This is a genomic window from Dialister sp., from assembly GCF_047832375.1.
Classification (GTDB): domain Bacteria; phylum Bacillota; class Negativicutes; order Veillonellales; family Dialisteraceae; genus Dialister.
On the sequence record NZ_CP181256.1, the window covers coordinates 1014013 to 1039165 of the forward strand.

The following is a 25153-nucleotide window of genomic DNA, read 5'->3' on the forward strand; positions in this document are numbered from 1 at the left end:
CCGCAGCCCTTTTTTTACCATTTAGTGTATAATAATCATAAAGTTCTAATACAAGGAGTGATACCTCATGGCATCCTATGATTTTGACCGGATGGCGAAAAAGGCGGGCGTGGAAGGAAGTTTCCATGCCAGAAACGACGATATCCTCACGGAGGAAGAGGGAAAGAAACGGTGGCTTACCATGACCTTCCGCTTTTCCATTACCGATAATTACCTTTCCGGGAACGGGGGCCCCTATGATTATGTGTTTGATTTTCCCCATGGTCACTTCGAGAGAACGGAGTGGAAGAACGGAATCCCGGAGGTCAGGGAAGGAGATATTCCCAAGGGAGCCATGACGGCCTTTGCTGAATCTATGGGCTTCCTCTTTACCCTGCCCCAGAAGCAGTCTGTCACGAATACGAAGTCCCTGGAAGTCAATACGGACGCCTATGAAAAGGAAAAGTACGGTCCCATCAAGCGGCTCACCCGCTGTGAACTCCGGGCAGGGGACCGCTTCTTCCGCTGGGTGGCGGAGAAGGATAAAGATACGCCATTTCCGGAGCTCTACGAGGCTTTCAAGCGGCTGCGGGAGTCTGTTGACCGTGGATGAGTGGAAGTCCTCGGTCTTTGAGAGGTTCGTAAGGGTTGTGGCTTTCACATCGCTTCGCTTGTGAAAGCGGGTTGTGGGTTGGCATCGCTGCGCTTGCCAACCGGGTAGGGCGCTGCACTTAAAAGGAAGGGAAACCTTATATAACGCTGCCAGTGGCTGCGAAGCCGCTAATCCACCTCATGCCCCCGGTGCGAAGCACCTACCACTCCACGGGAAAAGCGACTCACGATGATTTGCGCGTCGCTGACGCTCCTTCAAATCATGTTCACCCACCACCTTTAGCCCCACATACACATGCATATGGATTACATACATTTCATCCCAAAGGAGTCATCATGGACGATATTATCGACTTTTTCCAATCCTGGACCATGGCGGGTATTGCTGCCCGGCTCTTTCTGGCTACCCTGGCAGGGGTCATAATCGGTATGGACAGGGAATACAAGAACAAAGGCGCCGGCATCAAGACTCATGCCCTGGTCTGCATCGGTGCGGCTATGGCCATGATTGTGAATGAATTTATACTCCGCTCCTTTCCCACATCCAATACGGACCTGGCCCGCATCGGGGCCCAGGTGGTGAGCGGCATCGGTTTCCTTGGTGTGGGCACCATTATTGTCACCGGCCGGAATGAAGTGAAGGGACTCACTACGGCAGCAGGGCTCTGGGTGTGTGCTGGTATCGGACTGGCGGCGGGGATCGGATTTATCAAAGGAACCATTCTGGCCCTGCTGTTCGTCATATTCATCCTTCGAATCCTGGAGCCCGTAGATAAACGGCTCCGTGCAAGGGCCAGGGATATGGATCTCTACGTGGAATTTGAAAATATGGAGGCCATCCGTTCCTTCCTGACCGGCCTTAGGGCAAAGGGAATCAAAGTTACCAATTTCAGCATTTATCACCAGCGCCGGGCTCTTTTCTCGACCACCGCCACAATGACCGTAAAAATGGAGCATCACGGGGATCATGAAATATGGCTCCACGAGTTCAGTGAGATACCCGGAGTGCTGTACGTGGAAGAAATATAGATCCTGTGGGATGGCTGGGTATATATCAAACGGATGGATGGGGCATAAAGGTGGTGGGTTGTGGCTTCAACACCGCTTCGCGTGTTGAAGCGGGTTGGAGCGCTGCGCTTAAAAGGAAACGAGACCTTATATAACACGGCTTTGCCGCTGATTCACCTTATGCCCCCGGCGCGAAGCGCCTACCACCTGGTGAATGAGCGAAGCGCAGTTCACCTGCCACCTTTAGCCCCATACATACGTATGGGACTGTATGCAAAAAAATCCTTGACAAACGGCTCATCCGGGACTATAGTAAACACATAAATGCGATGACGGAGACATGATGTGTCCGGTCCATTGTTTCAGAGAGTCTGCGGTCGGTGTGAGCAGATACGATGGTGGGCAGGTTACCGCTTCCGAGCAGGGGAATTGAAATTCTCCCGGACCGCTCCCGTTAGAGGCCTATGAGTGAAGCAATGCTTCAATTTGGGTGGAACCACGGAAATGAACTTTCGTCCCTTAGCGGGATGGAAGTTTTTTTATTTCTCCGAAACCTGTACTCCATCATGGAGGGCTGTTCCCAGCGGCTAAGGGGAGAATACAGAAAGGAAGAGTTTCATGATTACAATCAAGCTGAAAGACGGCAAGGAAAAACAGTTCGAAAGCGCTGTATCTCTGGCTGATGCAGCCAAGGCTATTTCCAACAGCCTCGGCAGGGATGCCCTGGTGGCAAAGGTGAACGGCGAGCTCACCGACCTTCGTGACCCCATCGTAGACGGCAGCGAAGTCGAATTTTTCACAAAGGAAGATAAGGAAGGCCTCTTCACACTGCGCCACACCGCTTCCCATGTCATGGCACAGGCCATCCAGCACCTGTTCCCGGGCACCAAGTTCGCCATTGGCCCCGCTATTGATGACGGCTTCTACTATGACCTGGATTCTGACCATGTATTCAGCCAGGAAGATTTCCCGGCCATTGAAAAGGAAATGGCAAAGATTGCCAAGGAAAATATTCCTCTCGTGAAGAAAGTGGTCAGCCGCGCAGAAGCGCTGAAGTTCTTCCAGGACAAGGGCCAGGACTACAAAGTCATGCTCATCAATGACCTTCCGGAAGACGCACAGATTTCCCTCTACGAACAGGGCGATTTCACAGATCTCTGCGCCGGTCCCCATCTCCGCTCCACCGGCAAGGTAAAGGTATTCAAGATCATGACTGTTGCCGGCGCTTACTGGCGCGGTGATTCCAAGAATAAGATGCTCCAGCGTATCTATGCTACCGCCTTCTTCAAGAAGGAAGACCTGGACCATTTCCTCTATGTCCGTGCAGAAGCAGAAAAGCGGGATCACAGAAAACTGGGCAAACAGCTGGATCTCTTCTCCTTCCATGAAGAAGGACCGGGATTCCCCTTCTTCCATCCGAAGGGCATGGTTCTCCGGAACAAGCTCATGGACTATGAACGGGAACTGTTCAAGGAATTCGGCTATGTAGAAATCATGACCCCGATTATCCTGTCCAAGAAACTCTGGATCCAGTCCGGCCATTGGGATCATTACAAAGAAAACATGTACTTCACCAAGATCGACGATGAAGACTATGCTATTAAACCGATGAACTGCCCCGGCGGAATCCTTTATTTCAAGACCCAGCAGCGTTCCTACAGAGACCTGCCCATGCGTGTCGGTGAATTCGGTATCGTTCACCGCCACGAACTGAAGGGCGCTCTCCACGGACTGTTCCGTGTACGCTGCTTCACCCAGGATGATGCTCACATTTTCATGACCCAGGACCAGATGAAGGACGAAGTCATCAAGTGCATGGCCATGTACAAGAAGATGTACGGCGTATTCGGTCTGGAATACCATGTAGAACTGTCTACCCGTCCGGAAAACTCCATGGGCAGTGATGAACTGTGGGAAATTTCCACCAACGCTCTCCGGGATGCCATCGAAAAGACCGGCGTTCCTTACCAGATCAACGAAGGGGACGGCGCCTTCTATGGGCCGAAACTGGACTTCCACGTACAGGACTCCCTGGGCCGTACCTGGCAGTGCGGCACCATCCAGATGGATATGCAGCTGCCGGAACGGTTTGATGTAAACTACATCGGTGAAGATGGTGAAAAACACAGAGCCGTCATGCTCCACAGAGCTGGCTACGGCTCCCTGGAACGTTTCATCGGCATCCTCATCGAACACTTCGCCGGCGCATTCCCCACATGGATTGCCCCGGTACAGGTCAAGGTCATTCCGGTTACCGAAAAGAACATGGACTACGCAAAGACCGTAGCTGCTGCCCTCTCCGATTCCGATATCCGGGTGGAAGTGGAAGAAGCCAATGAAACCCTGGGATACAAGATCCGCAAGGCACAGATGGAAAAGGTTCCGTACATGCTCATCGTAGGGGACAAGGAAATGAAGACCCACACCGTGGCTATCAGAAGCCGCAAGAATGGGGACGAAGGTTCCAGCCCGCTGGCCATGTTCGTAGCAAACCTGATTCGTGAAATCAAGAGCAGAGAATACTGATATGGCAAGAGAATTTCAGAGCGCCGACGTGGCAAGAGCTGCCGTACGGATGGCACTGTCAGAAACCAGGGCCGATGAGAATGCTCTCCGGGAACAGCTCATGGCCCAGGGAATCCGGTCCGTAGCCGTTAACTTCGGCGGCAAATTCACCGATATTTTACCGAAGATTTTTGAATCTGCCATCGTGGCAGCCCAGCGGCAGCATGTGATTTCCGACACCCATGTAGGGGACGGATCCGTGCTGGGCGCTATGGAATCCGCTGTGGAACAGGTAAAGCTCATGGCCATCGGCATGAACGTCGGTGGCAAGATAGGTATTGCCCGGTGGAAAGAACACCTCTGCGTGGCTATTTTCGTGGGAGTGGGGGTTCTCCACTTCAACGAAGTCACCATCGGTATGGCCCACAGGGTTTTAAGAAATGACTTGACAGATTAATGCCCATAGTGTATTATATCTAGCGTAATTGATTGCAAGCAGAAGTCATCCGCTTCTCACCTTACAAGGCGCAGGCTACTAAGGTTTCATACGTATGAACTCGGAGCGGACGGTGTATGCCGTCCGCTTTTTACTTGCAATGATTTCTTTTTCGGAGGTGAAAAGAATAAGTAAAGAACTTAGTATCAACGAACAGATCCGGGCTCGTGAAGTCCGCGTCGTCAGCGATACAAACGAACAGTTGGGGATCATGACTCTTCATGAAGCCATCCGCATTGCGGAAGATAAGGGACTTGATCTCGTGGAAGTGGCTCCGAATGGCCGCCCGCCGGTATGCCGCATTATGAATTACGGCAAGTACCGTTATGAACAGCAGAAACGTGATAAGGAAGCAAAGAAGAAACAGAAGGTATTCCAGATCAAGGAAGTCAAACTCCGTCCGAATATCGAAGACCACGACTTCTTTGTGAAACTGAAAAATGCCCAGCGCTTCCTGGGAGACGGAAACAAGGTCAAGGTGACCATCATGTTCCGTGGACGGGAAATGACCCATCCCGAACTGGGACAGGAAGTACTCGACCGCTTTGCAAAAGAGCTCGGTGACTCCATTGTTCGCGAAAAGCCACCGAAATTAGAAGGCCGCAATATGACCATGGTCATTGGCCCAAAAGCATGAAAAAGGAGATATGATTATGCCGAAAATGAAAACCCGCCGTGCTGCGGCAAAACGTTTTACCAAAACAGGAACCGGAGAATTCAAGAGAAACAAGGCTTTCAAGAGCCACATCCTTGAAAAGAAGACCCAGAAGAGAAAGAGAAACTTCAGAAAAGCAGCACTGGTTTCCAAATCTGATTACAAACGCGTAGCAAGACTGCTTCCAAACGGCTGATAAGGAGGATTACATAGAATGGCAAGAATTAAAACAGGCGTAACCGCCCATGCAAGACATAAGAAAATTCTGAAACTGGCTAAAGGCTACAGAGGTGCCCGCCATACCCAGTACAGAAAAGCAAATGAACTGGTCATGAAGGCTCTCTACTATGCAAGAAGAGACCGCCGCTCCAAGAAGAGAGAATTCCGTAAACTCTGGATCGTCCGCATCAACGCAGCAGCTCGCCAGAACGGCCTGAGCTACAGCAGACTCATCGCTGGCCTCACCAAGGCAGGCATCGAAGTCAACCGCAAGATGCTCTCCGAACTGGCTATCAGCGATCCTGCAGGCTTCACCAAGATCTGCGAAGCAGCAAAGAACGCTTAATGACATGCAATAAAAAAACGTCCCGTTGGGACGTTTTTTTATTGCATGTGCGCCCAGCATGGGCGCACTCTTAAGGGTGAAAGTCCCTAGACCGCCCGACAGCGGGAAGGTCATAGCCGAACACCAAGGGTGTCCATCGTGAGGTGGAATCTGAAGGAAGGTGCAGGCAAATCTCCGGTCCGATGTACAAGAACCACATAAGGCTACGGCAGGATGGATAAGGTTGCATGACAAACTGAAGTCCCATAGCTGTACGGAATCCTGCAGAGTACATGTGGCGGATATATGGAGAGAAAGAGTGCGTTCTTACCTGGGGAGGTCTCACGGACACAGCAGAATAAGGCTGTATTTACTGGGCTGTGCTGTGGTTGAAATAAGATTTGCCGTGAGAAGTCAGCAGAGGCCATAGTACCAGATGGCTCATAGGCATCTGGGAAGGGCCGAACTTTAGGAGATGTTAGTCAATGAAAGTAACCAACCATGGGCTTAAAGGCAGACAACTTCAGAAAGAAGACTACTGGCAGAAAGCAGCTGCGGAACAGCAAGGATATGCCGGAGTGCCCATCCATGTGAGGATTGCTGAAAACAACAACATCATCGCAGACTTGCATAAGCAGGAATGCGAAAACTAAAGAACCGCCGTATACCGAACGGTACGTACGGTGGTGTGAGAGGTCGGCGGGCCGAAGCCCGCCTCCTAATCGATGAGGTGGCTGATGGGTAATGCCCTGCGGGCAAGGTGGCGAAAGGGGAACGAGCTTCGCCCGAGGGGTGGAGCGGCGCTAATGAGATCGAGGTCGAGACCGAGATCGAGTTGGCCAGCGGCGAAGCCGCAGTAACACCCACCAAACCTCCCCTCTTTAGAGGGGGAGGGGGACCACGAAGTGGTGGCAAGGGAACTGGATTCGCAGGGAGCCGCAGGCGACTGAGAATCCAGTGACACGCTTCCCCTCGGGTGGAAGGGTGGCCGCAGGCAGGCTGGCCTAAATGTGTGCAGGGTTCATAAGGGGTGTGGCTGGACGTCGCTTTGCTCGCGAAAGCGGGTTGGGACGCTTTGCTTAATAGGAAAGGGACAGGATATAATGCCGCCTCCGGCGGCTTATCCCCAATAGCGGTGGGTGGCCACGAAGGGGCTTATAAAAATGTCAGAAAAAGGTAAGAGCGGCTTCAGCAGGAACCTCCTCCGTCCTGCAGGCACCTCCCCCATAGATGGGGGAGGTTAAAAATAAGGGGCTTTACCCCAAAAGAAAAGTGCGGCGCCACTATGTGCGCCGCTGACTTCCACTCAGCCACCTCAGTCCCTTGGGCCACTTCAGTCACTTTTTACACGTCCTGGCCGCCATCACTGTTGTGGTTCCCGCTTTCCCTATTTCCTCGGACCACGCTGCCATCGTAATAGATGATAGAAATGCTGCGGACCGGTACACCCCGGTCGCGCAGCAAACGGGCAAAAACACTGTTATTATGGAAAGAGAGGTTCGCAGTGGCCCCATCATCAAACCATATCCCCCCTTCCGGATAGTTTCTTCCAGGCCTGTCGTGATAGCATCCATGACGCCCATATCCTGCTTCTGGGTGTCGATCATGCCACTTGTATCGCTAAAAGGGCAGGGCAGTATCCCTGGGAGACATTCGATCCATCAGGTCCTCGGTAGATCTGAAGACATGGCTGATGTGACCCTATATTTGCATGACCCGCAACGATTCCCCCCAATGCCTGCAATAATAGCCAACATCAGGGAATATTCGATGATATCCTGCCCGTGCCGGGTTTTCAGGATACTTCCATATTTCCTCTCGCTTTTATTATCCTCCCGGAGTATAATAATTATCTGTCATAACTAAACTATTTATCCGGAGGAAATTGTATGGGTTCATTTATTGAGATGATGAAGATGGAACTGGAACATGGGGGACCCCATGTCCATTTTGTAGCACTGATTTTGTTTATTCTGCTCGGTATCATTGTGCTGCATGGAATATTCCGACTGCTCATCGAAGTGCTCTGCCGGGTGACGAAGGTGCCTCGGGAGAGCTGGCGCAGTGTTTTCCGTTTCATGCCTACCCTGCTGGGAATACTCATGGGCATACAGATGACGAAGGATATCCTGAACCTGCCGCCCTTTGTACAGGAAATGCTGTCTTACCACTACCACAGTGTGGTCATCATTACGGTCACCTTTTTCTGCGCCCACACGGTATCCTCTTTACTGAAGGACAAGCTGTCGAAGAGCGGGGACAAGCAGGCCACCACGTCCATCCTCACTACGGTGGTGGACCTGGGGGTCTATGTGATGGGGATCCTTTTCATCCTTTCATCCTATGGCATTTCTATTTCCCCACTCCTCACGGCCCTTGGCGCCGGCGGCCTGGCATCGGCCCTGGCTCTCCAGGATACCCTGGCGAACCTGTTCTCCGGCATTACGACCCTGGTGTCGAAGCAGGTCCACATGGGGGACTATATCCGTCTGGCCGGCGGCGAAGCGGGGCGGGTGGTAGATATGAACTGGCGAAATACCACCATTCGCACTTCCACAGGAAATATGGTGATCGTGCCAAACAAGAGCATCGCCACAGCCACCCTGACCAATTATGAGCAGCCCCTGGCGGAATGCACCATCTTTATTCCCATTACCATTACCTATAACAATGACTTGGATCATGTGGAAGAGGTGACCCTGAAGGTGGCCCGGTATATCCTGGATCACAGCGAGTACGGAGTCACCGGTTTTCAGCCTCTGGTGCGGTTCGATAAAATGGGGGATTATGGTATTTCCTTCAACGTGGTTCTCCGTATCCGTAATATTGTGGACGAAGCGGTGCTGAAGCACCAGTTCATTAAAGAAGTCTATAATACCTATAAAAAAGAAGGCATCGAACTGCTGGTAAGGCATGACTGAATGGGCCTCTTTGGAGCCCAATAAGTGGCTGAAGGGTAACGTCCTGCGGGCGAAGTAGCTCAAGGGTAACGGGCTGCGCCCGAGAGGAAGGTGGCGGCGTATAAAAATTAGGAATGAGGAATTAGGAGTTAGGAATGGATGTGGCAGCGCATAAATTGGGAAGCGCCGCCTTATGATGTTCGATAGCGGCTTTGCCGCAGTTGGAAATGATGTGAACCGCTTACATGATATTTCCAATTAACCATAACTCGTCATCTCGAGCGGTGGCAAGGGAACTGGATTCGCAGGGAGCCGCAGGCGACTGAGAATCCAGTGACACGCTTCCTCCGGTGGTAAACGCCGAAGTGATACCGCAGTTAAAAATTGCTACAGCTACGAGGAGTCGAGAGATCTCCCTGGTAAATGCCTGTGAAGGGGTTGCAACTCTAAAGGCAAAAGCCCATCAGAATCCCTCTGTCACTGTGTGACATCCCCCTTTGAAAAAGGGGGACTTTTCTTTAGCGGCTGGCGCCGCCTGAAATCAGCCTGCGGTGCACCCATCAGCTAACCTCCGTCGCCTGCGGCGCCACCTCCTTTCCAGAGAAGGAGGCTAACGAACAGCGGCGAAGCCGCTATAGAACCTTATGCCCCCGGTGCGAAGCACCTGCAACCGGTGAACGAGCGGAGCGATGTTCACCCACCACCTTTAGCCCCATACATACGTTGGGGCAGATATACATCATTTACCCTATAATAAAAACACCGATTGACTTATTCACAGGAAATGGTCAATCGGTGTTTTTTCAGTTGAAATTCAATCAGATGGTATGGGCAGATCCGAGGACTGCTTCAATCTTATGTTTAACCATCTGTTTTACTGCTTCTCTGGCAGGTTTCAGATAGTTTCTGGGATCGAAGTTGGAGGGATCCTTGTAGAGGGCTTCCCGGATGGCGCTGGTCATGGCGAGGCGGATATCGGTGTCGATGTTGATCTTGCAGACCGCCATGGTGGCTGCTTTGCGGAGCATGTCTTCCGGTACGCCTTTGGCGCCCAGGACTTTACCGCCGTATTTATTGCATTTTTCCACGAATTCAGGAATAACGGTGGAAGCGCCATGAAGGACGATGGGGTAACCCGGCAGGAGTTTTCCTACTTTTTCGAGCCGTTCATAGTCCAGATAGGGGTCTCCCTTATACTTATAGGCACCGTGGCTGGTACCGATGGCAATGGCCAGGGAGTCGCAGCCTGTCCGTTCTACGAATTCAGCGGCCTGGTCGGGGTCTGTGAAGATGGCGTCTTTGGCATCCACGGAAACCATATCTTCTACACCGGCGAGACGGCCCAGTTCTGCTTCTACTACGACACCCTTATCATGGGCATATTCCACGATCTGCTTTGTCACTTTTACGTTTTCTTCGAAGGGGTGCTTGGAGCCATCGTACATGACGGAAGAGAATCCGCCGTCGATGCAGGCTTTGCACACTTCATAGGAGGAGCCGTGGTCCAGATGGAGGGCTGTCGGGATTTCCGGATAGTCCTGGAGAGCGATTTTTACAAGGCCCACGATGTATTCCTGACCAGCATATTTCCGGGCACCTTCCGAAGCCTGGAGAATGACAGGGGACTGTTCCTCTTTGGCTGCTTCCATGATGCCCTGGATAATTTCCATGTTGTTTACGTTAAAAGCACCAATGGCGTAATGACCTGCATAGGCTTTCTTAAACATTTCGGTAGTTCCTACAAGCGGCATAATGATACCTTCCTTTCAAAAGTTTTCATATGATATGAATGCATTCATACTTGGATGTAATGCATTGATTTATCTTCATTATACTGAATGGAATGGGAGATTTCCAGTGAAAAAGGGACTATTGGATTTGGGCTGAACGCATGGATGGTTCATAAGGGTGGTGGGTCGAGCGCCGCTGCGCTTGCTCGACCAGGTTGTGGCTGCATGCCAAGGCTGGTGCCTTGGTGCAGCGGGGGCATGAGGTGGATCTGCCGCCAAAGGCGACCATAGAACCTTATGCCCCCGGGTGCGAAGCACCCACCACCCGGTGAACAAGCGAAGCGCAGTTCACCCACAACCTTTAGCCCCAAACATCCGGATGAAGTTGCAATCTAAGCACATGATATGCAAAATATATGTAAATTTATGCAAAATTCCTTGACTATACTGTATATTTATGCTAAAATTCTTTCAAACAGAAGGGCGTGAGAACTATGGCAGATAATAAAGAAATCATTTATGAGATAAAGCATTTGAAGAAATCCTTCGGCAAGGTGGAAGTGCTGAAGGATATCAGCATGAAAATTGAGAACGGGGAAGTGTGCACCATCATCGGACCTTCAGGATCCGGGAAGAGTACATTCCTTCGGTGCCTGAATCTTCTGGAAAAGCCGACGGGCGGAGAGCTCTGGTTTGAAGGGAAGAAGATCAATGAAAAGACGGACGTGAAAATGCTCCGCCGGGACGTGGGCATGGTGTTCCAGTCTTTTAACCTGTTCCCCATGTTCACGGCTGTGGAGAATGTGATGTATGCGCCGGTACATATCAAGAAGCTGCCGAAGGCCCAGGCCAGGGAAGAGGCCATGGAGCTTCTGGATCGGGTAGGGCTGGCGGAACGGGCGGATTATTATCCCGGCCAGCTTTCCGGGGGCCAGCAGCAGCGTGTGGCCATAGCAAGGGCCCTGGCCATGAAGCCGAAGATGCTCCTCTTTGATGAACCGACCTCAGCACTGGATCCGGAGCTAGTTGGCGATGTGCTGACGGTTATGAAGGAAGTGGCCCTGGCAGGTATGACCATGGTGGTGGTAACCCATGAAATGCAGTTTGCCAGAAGCGTTTCCAATCATGTGGTATTTATGGATAAAGGCTATATTGTGGAAGAAGGAAATCCGGAAGATATCTTTACCCATCCAAAAGAAGAAAGAACGCAGACCTTCCTGAAGCGTCTGCTTCATGCTGATATATAAGGAGATGGTTGACTTATGGATATGGTTATAGATACTGCGGTGAAGTACAATGACATATTTATGTCAGGCGTAAAGATCACCATTATTATTTCCCTTCTTTCCTGCTTCTTCGGCCTCCTTCTGGGGATCGTGCTGGCGTTCATGAAAATTTCCGGCATCAAAATCCTCCAGGCCATTGCAGCGGTGTACGTGGAAGTGATCCGGGGCACGCCGGTACTGGTGCAGATTTCCCTGGTATTCTTCGGACTGCCTTTCCTGGGCATCCATTTTCCCAGTTTCCAGATCCTGGGCGTGGACTTCGAGCGACTGTCTGCCGGCGTCCTGGCACTCATCATCAATTCCGGGGCCTACGAATGTGAAATCGTCCGTTCCGGCATCGAGTCCATTCCGAAGGGCCAGCTGGAAGGGGCCATGTCCCTGGGCTTCTCGAAATGGGAATCCATGGTGCGTATCATCATTCCCCAGGCCATCCGGAATATTCTACCGGTTATCGGCAATGAGTTCGTAACCCTTATCAAGGAATCCTCCCAGGTTTCCGTCATCGGCATGGCGGACCTCATGTATACAGCCACCACCATTCAGGGCATCAGCTTCCAGCCGTTCCCGCCGCTGGTCATCGTGGCACTGTACTACTTCATTATGACCTTCTTCGTATCCATGTGCCTCAGGGTACTGGAACGGCGGCTCAAGGTGAAGAGCGTGAGATAATTTGAGATTGTGGCAGCAGGAGTGCGGATGCTCCTGCTGCTTTTGTATTGGGAAAGGGGTGGAAGGGTAACGCCCTGCGGGCGATGGGGCTCAGGGGTAACGGGCTTTGCCCGGTGGAGAGGGCCACGTAGTGGCGCGGGGGTTACTAATCCATATTGAATACCTGATGATTCTGTCCATCAAATGCGCATTTCAGGGGTAGTGTTACTCATCATTCAATACGGTTAGCACACCCCTCTCGCTGCGCTCGCGCCACCCCGGTGGGAAGCGACTCACGACAATTTGTGCGTCGCTGTCGCTCCTTCAAATTGTGTTCGCTGGTGCAACTTGTGTTCGCTGCCACCTCAAGGGGGCAAGGATTCTTCTAGCGGCTTCGCCGCATCCATCCTGCGCCTTTGGCGCGGCCCTTCTCCAAGATAATATGAAGTGACCTCCCATTTGTAGCATCGTGGATTTACCTGTATATTGTAGTTAGACACAAATCACAATATTGGGAGTTACCGCATACAAAGGAGAGGTCACTATGAATAGAATAATCAAAATTGGCATGGATGTCCATAGCAAAACGTTCACACTTTGCGCTCTTGAACCGAATATTCTCGGAGATAACCATATCTTTGGAATTGTCAAAGTCCCTGCCGACTATAGGGAGGTTGTTAAGTTTATTAATGCTCTCAAGAAGAAATTGGGACCGCAGGACGACTATATGATCGAATGCGGGTATGAAGCCGGATGTTTTGGATATACCCTGTACGATCAGCTGAAGGCTGTTGGTGTTAAGTGTGTAATTCTTGCTCCGACCACTATGATGACGCAAAACGGCAAACGTGTTAAGACCGATGCTCGCGATGCGAAGCTCATTGCTGAATGCCTGGCTTACAACAAATACAGCCCGGTTTATGTACTTACTGATGAAGACGAGGCTGACAAGGAATTTATTCGTATGCGTGATTCCCATAAAGAGCAGCTGAAAAAAGTCAAGCAGCAGATTCATGCTTTCTGCCTGCGCCATGTAGGCCGGTATGCTAAAACCCCATGGACCAGTGCACACCTGAAATGGCTGAGCAGCCTGAAGTTATCGGAAAAACTGCGCAGAGTACTGGATGGCTATCTGACACTTTATACGATACTCACGAATATGATTGAGCAATTCGATAGTGAGATTGAAGAGCTGTCAGAGGAAAGCAGCCACAGCGAGGATATCAGGCATCTGGTTTGCCTGCGCGGTATCAAAAAACACACGGCCCTGGCAATCTTTTCGGAAATCGGAGATCTCCATAGATTCCGGAAAGGGGATATATTTACCGCTTATCTGGGACTGGCACCAGGAGAGCATTCCAGTGCAGAGGATATCAATCGTACGGGCATTTCCAAAGCAGGTAATTCACATATCCGGAAACTTCTCATAGAAAGCGCTAAAGGGCTCTGTCGGGGCCGTGTAGGCTTTAAATCCAAAGCACTGAAAGCAAGGCAGGCAGGAAATCCGGTTGATGTTCTTACCTACGCAGATAGAGCCAATATCAGGCTCCAGCAGAGATATTACCATTTGATCAGGAAAGGAAAGCCGGTAAATGTTGCCGTAACAGCTGTAGCCAGGGAATTAGCCTGCTTTATTTGGGGAATGGCCACAGGGAACTTCGCTCCAAGAGCAGTTGGAAACAAGGTGTAAGGTAACATTCAATCCATCTGTCCGTCAAGGGTGCTTCGCACCGCTGCGCGGCTGCGCCCTTGACTGCCAGACGTCTTGCATGTAGTTGGGCAGCAAGTCAGAAATCAGTAGATTTCTGACTGTAAAAAGAATAAGTGAAAATCTGACGATATCTGGAAAGGGCCATGATCACTATAAGGTTTGAGTCATCTGCGTAGGCCCTATGCTGGCACATTAATTGTGATCCGCCTTCCAAGATAGCAGGACTCTCGGCGAAACCATTAGCCTGTTGGTAACCAATCCACGTATAACAGAGTGGCCATATGCCGGAAACCGTTAAATCGTGGTTCTTTCCAGGTACCGTCGGATTTACTACAAATGTGGCATTGCAAGAGATGGCAAATTATTGCCAACTCCCCTCTTGACAAAGGTCACTTCATAACAGGGCCTGCATGGTTATGGATTTTCTCACCTATTGAGAATACCGGTAAGCAAGTGCCCCCTTAGAGAAGGGGGCGGCCCGAAGGGCAGGGGATGGATTCGCCTCGCAGAGGCGAGACCTGCGAAGCAGGTGATTTCCCACATGGCCCATACGGAAGACGCTATCCATCAGATGCGCATTTTAGGGATAGTGTCACTCATCATTCAATCCGGATAGCACCCCCCTCTCGCTGCGCTCGCGCCGCCCCGGTGGGAAGCGACTCACGACAATTTGTGAGTCGCTGTCGCTCCTTAAAATTGTGTTCGCTGGTGCAACTTGTGTTCGCTGCCACCTCAAGGGGGTAAGGATCCCACCAGCGGCAAGGCCGCTATCGATTTCATAATGCGGCGCTCTAAAACTTGTGCGCCGCACCTGAACTGGCCCCCTTGTCAAGGACACAATTAAAAGTGTAGTTTGAACCCCAAAGAGGGGCACCTGCTCACGTCCACCCTGACATTGCCACGCATTGGCGCCGTATAGGCTCCAGCACAAGTGCCTGTGCTGGTTTGCCTCATTTGCTACGGTATTTGCCCAAATAAGCTCCCAATAACGGCATCTACGGCCAGCTCGCAAGGATCCCTGGTAATTTCAGGAGGAGCGGGCACGTAGGGGACGTCCAAAGGGTATTTTCCGGTAGTTACGAAATTGTAGAATTCATTTGGGGAAAGCTTTGCCAGATTCCACTGGTAGCGACGGTTATTGTAATAGTCAATATAATCATCAATGATGGTTTTCACCTCCTCGAAGCTGGTAGCAACGGCCAACTTGTCTCTGATGCAGTCCTTCATGTGGCCAAAGAAACTTTCCTGTGGTGCATTGTCCCAGCAGTTTCCTCTTCTTGACATAGACCGGCGAAGGTTACTTTTTCGAAGAATATCGACAAAATCATAGCTTGTATAGTGGCTGCCCTGATCTGAATGGATAATGGTCATTGTATTCAATGCTATAGGGTGGTCCCGTAGTAGAGCTTTGACTGTATCTAGTGTCTAATTTCATAAATAATAGATTGTATTGCCGGACACAGCAAATAATGGTATACTTATTCCAGATAAATGCAAATTGCAGGGGGGGATAACGTTATGCCAAAAGTTGCTAAGCAAATACGCTGCTCCGAAAGCGAACGCATAGAACTGCATAAAATCGTAAACTCTCAAAAAACAGAGCATCGCATTGTAAGACGTGCAAAAATGGTTCTTCTATGTCTTGATGGAATGCAAATCAAGGATATCGCGGCTAAGTTGGGGGAACGCCCCAATACCGTTAGCCTTTGGCGGAATCGTTTCGCTGAACAGGGCATCCCTGGACTACAGGATAAGAAAAGGCGGGGCCGTACTGCTCAATATGGACCGGAATTCCGCGAAATGGTGTTAAATAAGCTGAAGGAAGCGCCTCCAGACGGGCTAGCACACTGGGATGGTCCTACACTGGCAAGAGTTCTGAATGTCTCAAAGGCTGCCATTTGGCGACTTATGAGAAAGGAAGGAATACAGCTGGCAAGGCAGCGTTCCTGGTGTGTCAGTACTGATCCGGAGTTTACTAAAAAGTCTGCTGATATCGTGGGACTTTACTTGAACCCGCCAGAGAATGCTGTCGTAATCAGCGTTGATGAGAAACCATCGATACAGGCCTTAAGTAGAGCCCAAGGATATGTACTTACTCATAACAAGAAAATTGTGCGCGGGTTGAAAAGCACATATCGGAGGAATGGAACAATAAATTTATTCGGTGCACTGGAGGTAGCTACCGGACAAATTTATGGAAAGACAACAAAGAGAAAAACCAGAGAGGACTTTGAAGAATTTTTAGATGACTTATTGAAAAGTGAGCCGGGTGGAGACAAAGTGCAATATCATATTATTGTCGATAATTACTGCACGCACAAGCGCTTAAACGACTGGCTGGAAAAGCATCCTAATGTCCATTTTCATTACACACCAACGTCAGCAAGCTGGCTGAATGAAGTGGAAATATGGTTTAACATTATGTCGCGAAAAGTGCTCCGAGGGGCAAGTTTTGACTCTGTTTCGGATCTTGTGTCAGCGATTAAAAAGTTTATTGCTGCCTACAATGAGCATGCAGAACCGTTCCGCTGGAAAAAACGTGAGGTCAAGGGTTCGCAACTTAGGGATACAATCGGAAACTTACGAAATTAGACACTAGTACAAAGTCAACCTCCAGGGAATCGCTGACCACGTAGGCCAGAATCTGCTTGGTAAAGGCATCCAAAATAGTAGATAAGTAGGCAAAAATTCCATTGTATGGCAGGTAGGTAATGTCCGTCAGTAGAACCGTTCTGGGGCCAAATTCCTCAAACCGTCTCTTCAACAGGTTTGCAACCACATTTCCTGTCTGCAAATCCCGCAGAATCTTTCTTCGTGGGTTCAGCTTTCTGAGAGGGCATATGAGATTGTACTTGTTCATCAGCCGTAAAACTTTCTTCCGGTTCATAATGATCGGCGGGGTCATATGCAGCAGGGTCATATGGATTTCCCGGGCCCCCCTTGGGATATCCATCCATGTTGTATGCACGCAGAATGAGGTCAAAGTCCCGACGGTCTCTTTCTTCACGGGCTGCACGGAGTGGTGCGGCGTTCAGCCATGCATAGTATCCGCTGCGGGAGACACCGGCTATATTGCAGAGATCTTTGATGTTGAGCCGATTCCCCGACGCCTGCGTAGTTTCGTAGATGATTTCAAATATACTGGAGGAGTCATTCATGAGCACTGCACCTATTTTCTCGAAATCCCTACAGATGTAATTTTTTTTAAAAACTCCACCTGTTGCTGCAGGTATTCCACCCTGCTTTCGAGACGGCTTAGAGGATCTTGCCCGCTGACGGCCGCCGGGCCTTTGGAGGGGCCCGGCGGCTTGCGCCCCTCGTGGAATTCGCCGTATTTGGCGTACTCATCCTTGATGTGCTGAGTAATACTCCAAATCCTTCTCTGCCCAATGACGTCGGCTGAAAAGCCATGGTGCTTCAGAATGTCCCTTGGCAATGCGCCCTTTTGGTACTCGGCATAGAATTTTTCTTTGAAACTCTTAGTCAGCATCAATGTTGACCTTGTAACGCTGAAAACGTTGGGGTTCAGGATTAAATCGGCTATCTGTTTGTCGGTAAATAGTTGTTTGCTCATGTGCATCCTCCTTGAAATGATGTAGATTGAGCATACCATAGGCACCGAGGTTGTGTCTAACAGGCCGGACCATGGTTGGCGCGCCATCCAGACCTGCGTCACGCCTAAAGGCGCCTGGAGTGGGGAGGAAAACTGTGAGGACGTGTCCAAAATATGGGGGCCTCACTTTCGGACGTGTCCACTCCTCGGGATCCAGTTTAACCACCACTCCGCACTCCTCACTCCTAACTCCTAACTTTTCCCTCTTCCCACAAACTGATATAATAGGTAAACAGATTACATAGAAGAGGTGCACCATGGGATATAAAGACGTATATAATGACTGGCTCTTCTGGGCCGATGAGAAGACGAAGGTGGAGCTGCTTTCTCTTCATGATGAGAAGGACATAGAAGATCGTTTCTATAAAGACCTGGAATTTGGTACCGCCGGGCTCCGGGGAATCATGGGAGCCGGGACGAATCGGATGAACCGGTACACCGTGGCCCGGGCTTCCAGGGGATTTGCGGATTATCTCCATCATACTTTCCCAGAGGAATTGGAACGGGGCGTGGTCATTGCCTATGACTCCCGGAACCATTCCCGGGAATTTGCGGTGGAAGCGGCTTCCGTGCTGACGGCGGCAGGGATTCCGGTCCGTATATTTAAGGAGCTCGAACCGATTCCGGTACTGTCTTTCTCGGTGAAGCATTTCCATGCTCTGGGAGGCATCGTGGTGACCGCCAGCCACAATCCGCCGGAGTACAATGGGTATAAGGTGTACGGCCCTGACGGGGGACAGCTGGTGCCGTCGAAGGCGGACGTACTCACATCCTATGTGGAGGCGGTGAAAGACCTGTCCCATATCGATGACCGGGGCAATGAAAGCCTTCTCTCCTGGCTGGACCAGGATGTGGTGGATCTTTTTATTGATGCCGCCTTCCGGCAGTCTTACTATAAAGGAAATCCGCCGCCCCTTTCCATCGTGTATACCCCTCTCCATGGAAGCGGCAACCGGCCGGTACGGAAAATCCTGGCCAAGGCGGGATTCCGTGATGTGAAGGTGGTGAAGGAACAGGAACTGCCGGATGGCAATTTCCCCACTGTGAAATCCCCAAATCCGGAAAATGAGGAAGCCCTGACTCTTGGCATCAGACTGGGAGAAAAGGAAGGAGCGGATATTGTCATCGGCACGGACCCGGACAGTGACCGTATCGGTGCCGCCGTAAGGAATGGGGACCGTTTCACCCTTATCACAGGAAACCAGATGGGAGCGCTTCTTACGTATTTCCTGTGCTCCACAAGAAAAGAGAGGCTCACCGCTGCATCTACCCTGGTGAAGACCGTGGTGACCGGGGAATTGGGGGCGGATATTGCCCGGGACTTTCACGTGCAGGTGGTGGAAGTACTGACGGGATTCAAGTATATCGGTGAAAAAATCAGCCGGTGGAAAGAGGATGGCTCCCATGATTTTCTCTTCGGCTACGAAGAAAGCTACGGCTATCTGACCGGCACCCATGCCCAGGATAAGGACGCCGTGGTAACGGCTATGGTGATCTGTGAAATGGCGGCCTGCTTTAAAGAAAAGGGACTCACCTTGACCGATGTACTGAAAAAACTGTATGAAAAGTACGGCTATTTCTACGATAAAAGCGTATCCTATACCCTCAAGGGTCTGGAGGGCCAGAAAAAAATCCGGTCCATCATGGAACAGGCGAGAGCATTGGATGTAAAGCAGCTCTTCCTGTCAATAACAGTGGTGGAGGACTTTGAAAAAGGCATCGGAGACCTGCCGAAAGAAAATGTACTGAAATACCACCTGAAAGAAGGGGGCTGGATGGCAATCCGTCCCAGCGGTACGGAACCGAAAATCAAATTTTACTATTCCCTGAAAGGGAAAAATGAAGAAGAGGCTACGGAGCTTTTCCGGAAGTATAAGGCGGTGTGGGAGAAGCAATTCGGTCTGGAAGGATAAGACCGGGACTGAGATCGAGATCGGGGTGCGCCAGTTCGGCGTACATAGTATAGCCGTGGTGCAAGTCCATGACCCAGCAAAGCTTAGCAGGCAGCTGGTACCTAGTCTTGGGATTGCAATCGTGAGGTTGCAGTCTAAGCGTAGACAGGGGAGCACAAGAGCCGTAATGCAAAGCGGTGACTCCGTGAGTGTGAAGCTTATTCAGCCCCGTAACGATGATGAGTGGCAGTCGATTCTCTCTCGATGGACGCAGACTGTAATGCATGGTTCGTTAAGCGAGAAACATGCAGGTGCCACCGGGGTCCAAGGGCATGGCGAGTGTGCAAGATACTATGTATGTACCTGGGAGACCTGCCGAGGTCCGCAAGGTATGGGAATTGAATCCTACGAAGAGGAGAGACCCAAATACTTCGGCAGGAGTCGGACTGTTCCATAGTAGTAAGGAAGTCTGTGAAAGCGGATGGAGCGAAGGGAACAGCAAATAGTTGTGCTTATTGTGCAGAACATTCAGACACAAGAGGTTGCAAAAGAATGCCAAAACATGTACAAGAGATTAGATTCCTATCAGCAGGCCACGAAAGAGTGGAAGGGCTGATGCATCGAGTCAATGCAGAAACACTGTATGCGGCCCATCTCAAACAGAGAAAAGGCAAGGCTACAGGAGTTGATGGAGTCAGTAGGGAAGATTATGACAGGAATGTCACGGAAAACATCAGTAAACTGGTGGAATCCATGAAGAAATTCCAGTACAGGCCCAAACCAGTAAAGAGGGTATATATACCAAAAGGAAATGGCAAACGCCGTCCATTGGGAATACCGGCTTATGAAGACAGGCTGGTACAGTATGTCATGGCTTACTTACTGGAAGCCGTTTACGAGCCAAGATTTCTGGACTGTTCCTTTGGATTCAGACCGAAACGGAGTGCTCATGACGTAATCCGTGTGATTGACCGGGCCATTATGCGAGGAAACGTGAACTGGGTATTGGAAGCAGACATCAAAGGATTCTTTGACAACGTGGACCAAAAGCAGCTCATGGAATTCCTGAGCCGAGACATAGCCGACAAGAATTTTCTGCGGTACACCGTCAGATTTCTTAAAAGCGGGATTATGGAAGAAGGCAAATATTATGAGAGCGATAAAGGAACGCCGCAGGGCGGGCTTATATCGCCCATACTGGCCAACGTATATCTGCACTACGTGCTGGATACCTGGATGATGGAGACTGTAAAGCCTCGTATGAAAGGTGAAATGTACTATGTCAGATATGCAGATGATTTTCTCGTTCTCTTCGAATACGAAGAGGATGCACGAAAGGTCTATGATGTGTTGGGAAAGAGACTGGACAGATATAGCCTTGAGCTTGCTAAAGACAAGACACGGATACTGCCCATTGGGAGAAATAGCGAGGGAGGCAAGGAATTTGACTTTCTTGGCTTCACGTTCTATGACACTCGGACTCGGACCGGAACATACCGACTTGGCGTGCGCTCTAGCAAGAAGAAACTGAAAACAAAGAAGAAGAATGTCAAGGAATGGCTGAAAGCAAATATGCATATGCCAGTACACGAAATGGTGGACCATCTCAATGCAAAGCTCAGAGGGCACTACAGTTATTACGGTGTTAATGGAAACTATGAAGGAATATCCGGCTTTGTACGGTTTACCAAGTACATGACACATAAATATCTGAATAAGAGAAGCCAACGTAAGAGCTTAGGATGGGAAAAGTTTCGCGAAATATGGGCGGAACATGTATCCCCTCCAAGAATCATGGTGCAGATATGGAATTGAAAAGACTATTTGAAGAGCCGTATGCGGGAAAACCGCACGTACGGTTCCGTGAGGGGCGGACAGAGAAATCTGATTCCGTCTACTCGACGAAAATAGCGTCTTTGGCGCGGCCCTTCTCCAAGGGCCTGCATGGTTATGGATTTTCTCACCTATTGAGAATACCGGTAAGCAAGTGCCCCCTTAGAGGAGGGGGGCGGCCCGAAGGGCAGGGGATGGATTCGCCTCGCAGAGGCGAGACCTGCGAAGCAGGTGATTTCCCACATGGCTCATACGGAAGACGTTATCCATCAGATGCGCATTTTAGGGATAGTGTCACTCATCATTCAATCCGGACAGTACACCCCTCTCGCTTCGCTCGCGCCGCCCCGGTGAGAAGCGACTCACGACAATTTGTGCGTCGCTTCGCTCCTTCAAATTGTGTTCGCTGCCACCTCAAGGGGCCAAGGATTCCTCTAGCGGCTGCGCCGCATCCATCCTGCGCCTTTGGTGCGGCCCTTCTCCAAGGGCCTGCATGGTTATGGATGGTTTCTCATTGTGCCGGTACCGTAAAGATGATATCGTTCTCTGTAAGCTGTAAGCGGAATCTGTAATCTGCGGCGCTATACAATTTGTGCGCCGCACCACCTCCTCGCCGAAGGCGTTCCCCCTGAGCCGTCCGAATACTAAAAGGAAGGCGCCTTGATGTGCAGTATATGTGCCAACTTATTCGGACTCGGAGGTCCTATGCAGGACACTCCGCCTTGCCGAAGGCATTACCCCTCAGCCACTTTCTATATGTACGGGCTTCCCCCTTCTCACTCTTTCCGGGATTTTTCTTTATTTTCCCAATTTTTCCCGAAAGTTACTCAAAATTCTCTCATTTTCCCTGCTACATATGGTAAAATGTAATGGTGTAATTAAGGTTCTTTTATAGGCTCTATTGACAGATAAGCCTGACGGACAGGAGGACACTATGGCAAAAGATTATTCTTTCGATGTGGTATGCCGCACGAATCTGCAGGAAGCTGCCAATGCAGTGAACCAGGCGGCCCGGGAGATCGGGACTCGCTATGATTTCAAAGGGAGCAAAAGCTCCGTTTCCCTGGAGGAGGACCATATTACTCTTATTGGGGATGATGATTTCAAGCTTCGTCTGGTTCGGGACATTTTAAATACGAAGCTCGTGAAGCGGGGAATTTCCCTGAAGAATATCAAAGAGGAAAAGAAAGAACCCGCTGCCGGCGGTACGGTACGGCAGGTGCTGGAGTTGAAGAATGGCATTTCTTCGGACATGGCCAAGGATATCGTGAAGCGGGTAAAGGCTTCGAAAATCAAGGTACAGGCAAAGATTAACGGCGATGAGGTCCGGGTGAGTGGCAAGGATAAGGATGCTCTCCAGGCGTGCATTGCATTTTTAAAACAGCAGGACCTGGATGCGGACCTGCAGTTTGTCAATTTCAGATGAGGAAGTGCATAGTTTGAAACCGGAGGAAATGATAGGCAAGGTGCTGCGGGAAGGCCATACCACCGGGGCTACGGCCACGGGAGCCATGAAGGCAGCCATCCTTGCCATAAGAGGAGAATTTCCAAAGGAAGTGACCGTGCTGTCTCCCCAGAGACAGGAAATCACAATTCCCGTGGAGTCTGCTTCGGCAGAGGGAAATACAGGGACCGCCACCTGCATCAAGGATGCGGGGGACGACCTGGACTGCACGAATGGGACTCCCATCGTGGTGACTGTGGAGCTCAACGATACACCGGGGATGGTGCTGAAGGCCGGTAAGGGTGTCGGCACGGTGACCCGTCCGGGGCTCCAGGTGCCGGTGGGAAAGCCCGCCATTAATCCGGGCCCCCAGATCATGATGCGGTACGTCTATGAAGACCTGGTGGGTCGGGACAAGGGATGCACCGTTACCGTTTCTATCCCAAAGGGGGAGGAGCTGGCTAAACAGACATTGAATCCTTCCATCGGCGTGAAGGGCGGTATTTCTGTCCTTGGTACTACGGGTATCGTAAAGCCTATGAGTGAAGATGCTTACAAGCGGTCCCTGGCGCCCCAGGTACCGGTAGTATGGGCATCGGGATTCCGGACGGCCGTACTCTGCCCCGGCCGGATTGGTGAAAATGCGGCGAAAATTATGGGCATCCCTGAAGGAGCCATCATCGAGACCAGCAATTTTATCGGCTTCATGATGGAGCAGTGCATTGCCCGGGGATTCGACAAAATGCTGCTCATCGGACACATGGGTAAGCTGGTAAAGGTGGCGTCCGGCAGTTTCCATACCTACAACCGGAACAGCGATGGCCGCATGGAGACCATGGCTGCCTATGCTGCCATGAACGGGGCTTCTCCGGCGGTGGTGAAGGAAATCCTGGACTGCAATACCACCGACGGCGCAGCCATCATCATTCACCGGGAACACCTGGATATGGTGTACGGCCAGATGGCGGAACGGGCCCAGGTCCGCTCGGAGCGGTACATCTTCGGGAAGTCGAAGGTGGGCGTTATCTTCGCGGCCATGGATGGCACCATCCAGGCCATGTCGAGCCATGCAAAGGAGATTCTGGAAGAAAATAAATGGATCATAAAATAATTGTAGCCGGCATTGGGCCGGGGGGAAGGGACTACATCCTTCCCAAAGCCCTTTTGGCCATCGAGCATGCCCATTACCTTGCAGGCGGCCGCCGGGCCCTTGCGGACTATGCCGGGGAAGGGCAGGAAACGTACCCCGTTACGGGAAAGCTTTCCCTTCTGGCGGAATGGCTGGAACAGGCCATCCAAAAGGATGACGTAGTGGTCATGGTGAGCGGGGATCCCGGCTTTTACAGCCTCCTGCCCTGGCTGAAGAAGAAATTTCCTTCCATCCCTGTGGAGGTAATACCGGGAATTTCCTCGGTGCAGGCTGCATTCTGCCTCATCGGTGAAGCCTGGCAGGGAGGCTCCTGGCTTTCTTTCCATGGCAGGATTCCCGATGAGAAGGATACATCCTATGTGAAAGGGAGAAAACTGGCATTCCTGACGGACCATGAGCACAATCCCGCCTACATTGCCGGTTATCTGATAGACCACGGCTGGCCTGCTTCCACAAAGGCGGCGGCCTGTGAGCATATTTCCTATGAGAACCAGCATGTATCGGAGTCCACTCTGGAAGACATGCGAAGTCTCGATGGTTTTGGTGAGTCCGTAATGGTGGTGATAGGGTAATGAAATTTGGTATCAGAGATGAGGAGTTTATTCGGGGAAAGGTACCGATGACGAAAGCGGAAATCCGGGCCATGGTCATGGTGCAGGCTGACATTCAGCCTGGGGATACGGTGGCCGACATCGGTGCAGGTACAGGATCCATTTCCATTGAAGCGGCTCTGGCTGCTTCGAAGGGGGATGTGTATTCCATTGAACGAAATCCGGAAGGCATTCAGCTCATCAGGGAAAACGCTGAAAAATTCGGGTGTTCCAATATCCATCCCATTAAGGGGGTGGCACCGGACGCCATGGATGGTCTTCCGCCGCTGGATGTAATTATCATCGGCGGGTCCAGCGGCAACATGCATGAAATACTGAACCGGGCGGAGACGCTCCTTTCCAAAGGGGGACGCATCGTGCTGACGGCGGTGACCGCAGAGACCACCGGTGAAATTGTGAAGGAATTCGAAGGCCGGCCATTCCGGCTGGAAGGATTCCAGATGCAGATCAACAGACTCCGGAAACTGGGGCATTATCATCTGTATAATCCCTTGAGCCCGGTATTCATTTTTACAGCAGAAAAAATTTGAGGAGGA

At 50.9% G+C, this 25153-nt stretch carries 23 protein-coding genes and 2 other annotated features; of the genes, 19 read left to right on the forward strand and 4 right to left on the reverse strand.

Features of this window, described 5'->3' with window-relative positions:
- Positions 1 to 67: 67 nt before the first annotated feature.
- The 9 genes from ACFWUL_RS04140 (at position 68) to ACFWUL_RS04180 (ending at position 8720) form a co-directional block, all read left to right on the forward strand.
- Complete coding sequence (locus tag ACFWUL_RS04140) at positions 68 to 592, forward strand: hypothetical protein (RefSeq protein WP_297021557.1); 525 nt, start codon at positions 68 to 70, stop codon at positions 590 to 592.
- 335 nt (positions 593 to 927) lie between these two features.
- Positions 928 to 1620: an MgtC/SapB family protein gene (locus ACFWUL_RS04145; RefSeq protein ID WP_297021558.1), complete on the forward strand. Its 693-nt coding sequence runs from the start codon at positions 928 to 930 to the stop codon at positions 1618 to 1620.
- Between the two features lie 299 nt (positions 1621 to 1919).
- Positions 1920 to 2122 (forward strand) — a binding site (T-box leader).
- Between the two features lie 95 nt (positions 2123 to 2217).
- Positions 2218 to 4125, forward strand: coding sequence for a threonine--tRNA ligase (thrS, locus tag ACFWUL_RS04150; protein WP_297021560.1), 1908 nt, complete (start codon positions 2218 to 2220; stop codon positions 4123 to 4125).
- A 1-nt stretch (position 4126) separates the two neighbouring features.
- Positions 4127 to 4561, forward strand: a complete 435-nt coding sequence (locus tag ACFWUL_RS04155; protein WP_297021565.1) for a HutP family protein — start codon at positions 4127 to 4129, stop codon at positions 4559 to 4561.
- Positions 4562 to 4591: 30 nt separating this feature from the next.
- Positions 4592 to 4702: a sequence feature (ribosomal protein L20 leader region), on the forward strand.
- Positions 4701 to 5237 carry a translation initiation factor IF-3 gene (infC, locus tag ACFWUL_RS04160; RefSeq protein ID WP_297021567.1) on the forward strand — a complete coding sequence of 179 codons (537 nt, stop codon included), beginning with the start codon at positions 4701 to 4703 and terminating at the stop codon, positions 5235 to 5237. It overlaps the preceding feature by 2 nt.
- A gap of 16 nt (positions 5238 to 5253) precedes the next feature.
- Positions 5254 to 5451, forward strand: a complete 198-nt coding sequence (gene rpmI, locus ACFWUL_RS04165; protein WP_296098006.1) for a 50S ribosomal protein L35 — start codon at positions 5254 to 5256, stop codon at positions 5449 to 5451.
- Between the two features lie 18 nt (positions 5452 to 5469).
- Positions 5470 to 5820 carry a 50S ribosomal protein L20 gene (rplT, locus tag ACFWUL_RS04170; RefSeq protein WP_297021573.1) on the forward strand — a complete coding sequence of 117 codons (351 nt, stop codon included), beginning with the start codon at positions 5470 to 5472 and terminating at the stop codon, positions 5818 to 5820.
- A 464-nt stretch (positions 5821 to 6284) separates the two neighbouring features.
- Positions 6285 to 6452 carry a hypothetical protein gene (locus tag ACFWUL_RS04175; RefSeq protein ID WP_297041640.1) on the forward strand — a complete coding sequence of 56 codons (168 nt, stop codon included), beginning with the start codon at positions 6285 to 6287 and terminating at the stop codon, positions 6450 to 6452.
- Positions 6453 to 7688: 1236 nt separating this feature from the next.
- Positions 7689 to 8720: a mechanosensitive ion channel family protein gene (locus ACFWUL_RS04180; RefSeq protein WP_416177898.1), complete on the forward strand. Its 1032-nt coding sequence runs from the start codon at positions 7689 to 7691 to the stop codon at positions 8718 to 8720.
- Positions 8721 to 9517: 797 nt separating this feature from the next.
- On the opposite strand, the gene fba is transcribed toward ACFWUL_RS04180, so the two are convergent.
- Positions 9518 to 10450 carry a class II fructose-1,6-bisphosphate aldolase gene (gene fba / locus ACFWUL_RS04185; RefSeq protein ID WP_416177899.1) on the reverse strand — a complete coding sequence of 311 codons (933 nt, stop codon included), beginning with the start codon at positions 10448 to 10450 and terminating at the stop codon, positions 9518 to 9520.
- Between the two features lie 473 nt (positions 10451 to 10923).
- On the opposite strand from fba, the gene ACFWUL_RS04190 reads away from it, so the two are divergent.
- The 3 genes from ACFWUL_RS04190 to ACFWUL_RS04200 all read left to right on the forward strand — a co-directional run bounded on the left by ACFWUL_RS04190 (position 10924) and on the right by ACFWUL_RS04200 (position 14053).
- Positions 10924 to 11676, forward strand: coding sequence for an amino acid ABC transporter ATP-binding protein (locus ACFWUL_RS04190; protein ID WP_297020266.1), 753 nt, complete (start codon positions 10924 to 10926; stop codon positions 11674 to 11676).
- Between the two features lie 15 nt (positions 11677 to 11691).
- Positions 11692 to 12384, forward strand: coding sequence for an amino acid ABC transporter permease (locus ACFWUL_RS04195; RefSeq protein ID WP_296099926.1), 693 nt, complete (start codon positions 11692 to 11694; stop codon positions 12382 to 12384).
- 523 nt (positions 12385 to 12907) lie between these two features.
- Positions 12908 to 14053 carry an IS110 family transposase gene (locus ACFWUL_RS04200; protein WP_297020263.1) on the forward strand — a complete coding sequence of 382 codons (1146 nt, stop codon included), beginning with the start codon at positions 12908 to 12910 and terminating at the stop codon, positions 14051 to 14053.
- Positions 14054 to 15031: 978 nt separating this feature from the next.
- Here the strand turns inward: ACFWUL_RS04200 and ACFWUL_RS04205 are convergent.
- Positions 15032 to 15445, reverse strand: coding sequence for an IS3 family transposase (locus ACFWUL_RS04205; RefSeq protein ID WP_416177900.1), 414 nt, complete (start codon positions 15443 to 15445; stop codon positions 15032 to 15034).
- Between the two features lie 147 nt (positions 15446 to 15592).
- On the opposite strand from ACFWUL_RS04205, the gene ACFWUL_RS04210 reads away from it, so the two are divergent.
- Positions 15593 to 16666 carry an IS630 family transposase gene (locus ACFWUL_RS04210; protein WP_416176725.1) on the forward strand — a complete coding sequence of 358 codons (1074 nt, stop codon included), beginning with the start codon at positions 15593 to 15595 and terminating at the stop codon, positions 16664 to 16666.
- Here the strand turns inward: ACFWUL_RS04210 and ACFWUL_RS04215 are convergent.
- Positions 16635 to 17042: a hypothetical protein gene (locus tag ACFWUL_RS04215; protein WP_416177901.1), complete on the reverse strand. Its 408-nt coding sequence runs from the start codon at positions 17040 to 17042 to the stop codon at positions 16635 to 16637. The two genes, ACFWUL_RS04210 and ACFWUL_RS04215, sit on opposite strands and share 32 nt — an antisense overlap.
- Before the next feature lie 201 nt (positions 17043 to 17243).
- Positions 17244 to 17648 carry an HTH domain-containing protein gene (locus ACFWUL_RS04220; protein WP_416176806.1) on the reverse strand — a complete coding sequence of 135 codons (405 nt, stop codon included), beginning with the start codon at positions 17646 to 17648 and terminating at the stop codon, positions 17244 to 17246.
- 296 nt (positions 17649 to 17944) lie between these two features.
- On the opposite strand from ACFWUL_RS04220, the gene ACFWUL_RS04225 reads away from it, so the two are divergent.
- The 6 genes from ACFWUL_RS04225 to cbiT all read left to right on the forward strand — a co-directional run bounded on the left by ACFWUL_RS04225 (position 17945) and on the right by cbiT (position 25147).
- The gene (locus ACFWUL_RS04225) at positions 17945 to 19600 is read left to right on the forward strand and encodes a phospho-sugar mutase (RefSeq protein ID WP_416177902.1); all 1656 of its coding nucleotides are present in this window, start codon (positions 17945 to 17947) and stop codon (positions 19598 to 19600) included.
- Between the two features lie 531 nt (positions 19601 to 20131).
- A complete protein-coding gene (ltrA, locus tag ACFWUL_RS04230; RefSeq protein WP_416176787.1) occupies positions 20132 to 21394 on the forward strand; it encodes a group II intron reverse transcriptase/maturase in 1263 nt (420 codons plus the stop codon).
- 952 nt (positions 21395 to 22346) lie between these two features.
- Entirely contained in the window at positions 22347 to 22838 is a 492-nt protein-coding gene (locus ACFWUL_RS04235) for a YajQ family cyclic di-GMP-binding protein (RefSeq protein WP_297020258.1), read from the forward strand.
- A gap of 13 nt (positions 22839 to 22851) precedes the next feature.
- Entirely contained in the window at positions 22852 to 23967 is a 1116-nt protein-coding gene (gene cbiD / locus ACFWUL_RS04240; RefSeq protein WP_416177903.1) for a cobalt-precorrin-5B (C(1))-methyltransferase CbiD, read from the forward strand.
- Positions 23952 to 24578, forward strand: coding sequence for a precorrin-6y C5,15-methyltransferase (decarboxylating) subunit CbiE (gene cbiE, locus ACFWUL_RS04245; protein ID WP_297020252.1), 627 nt, complete (start codon positions 23952 to 23954; stop codon positions 24576 to 24578). Before cbiD ends, cbiE begins: the two co-directional genes overlap by 16 nt.
- A complete protein-coding gene (gene cbiT / locus ACFWUL_RS04250) occupies positions 24578 to 25147 on the forward strand; it encodes a precorrin-6Y C5,15-methyltransferase (decarboxylating) subunit CbiT (protein ID WP_297020249.1) in 570 nt (189 codons plus the stop codon). Before cbiE ends, cbiT begins: the two co-directional genes overlap by 1 nt.
- The last annotated feature ends 6 nt before the right edge of the window (positions 25148 to 25153 follow it).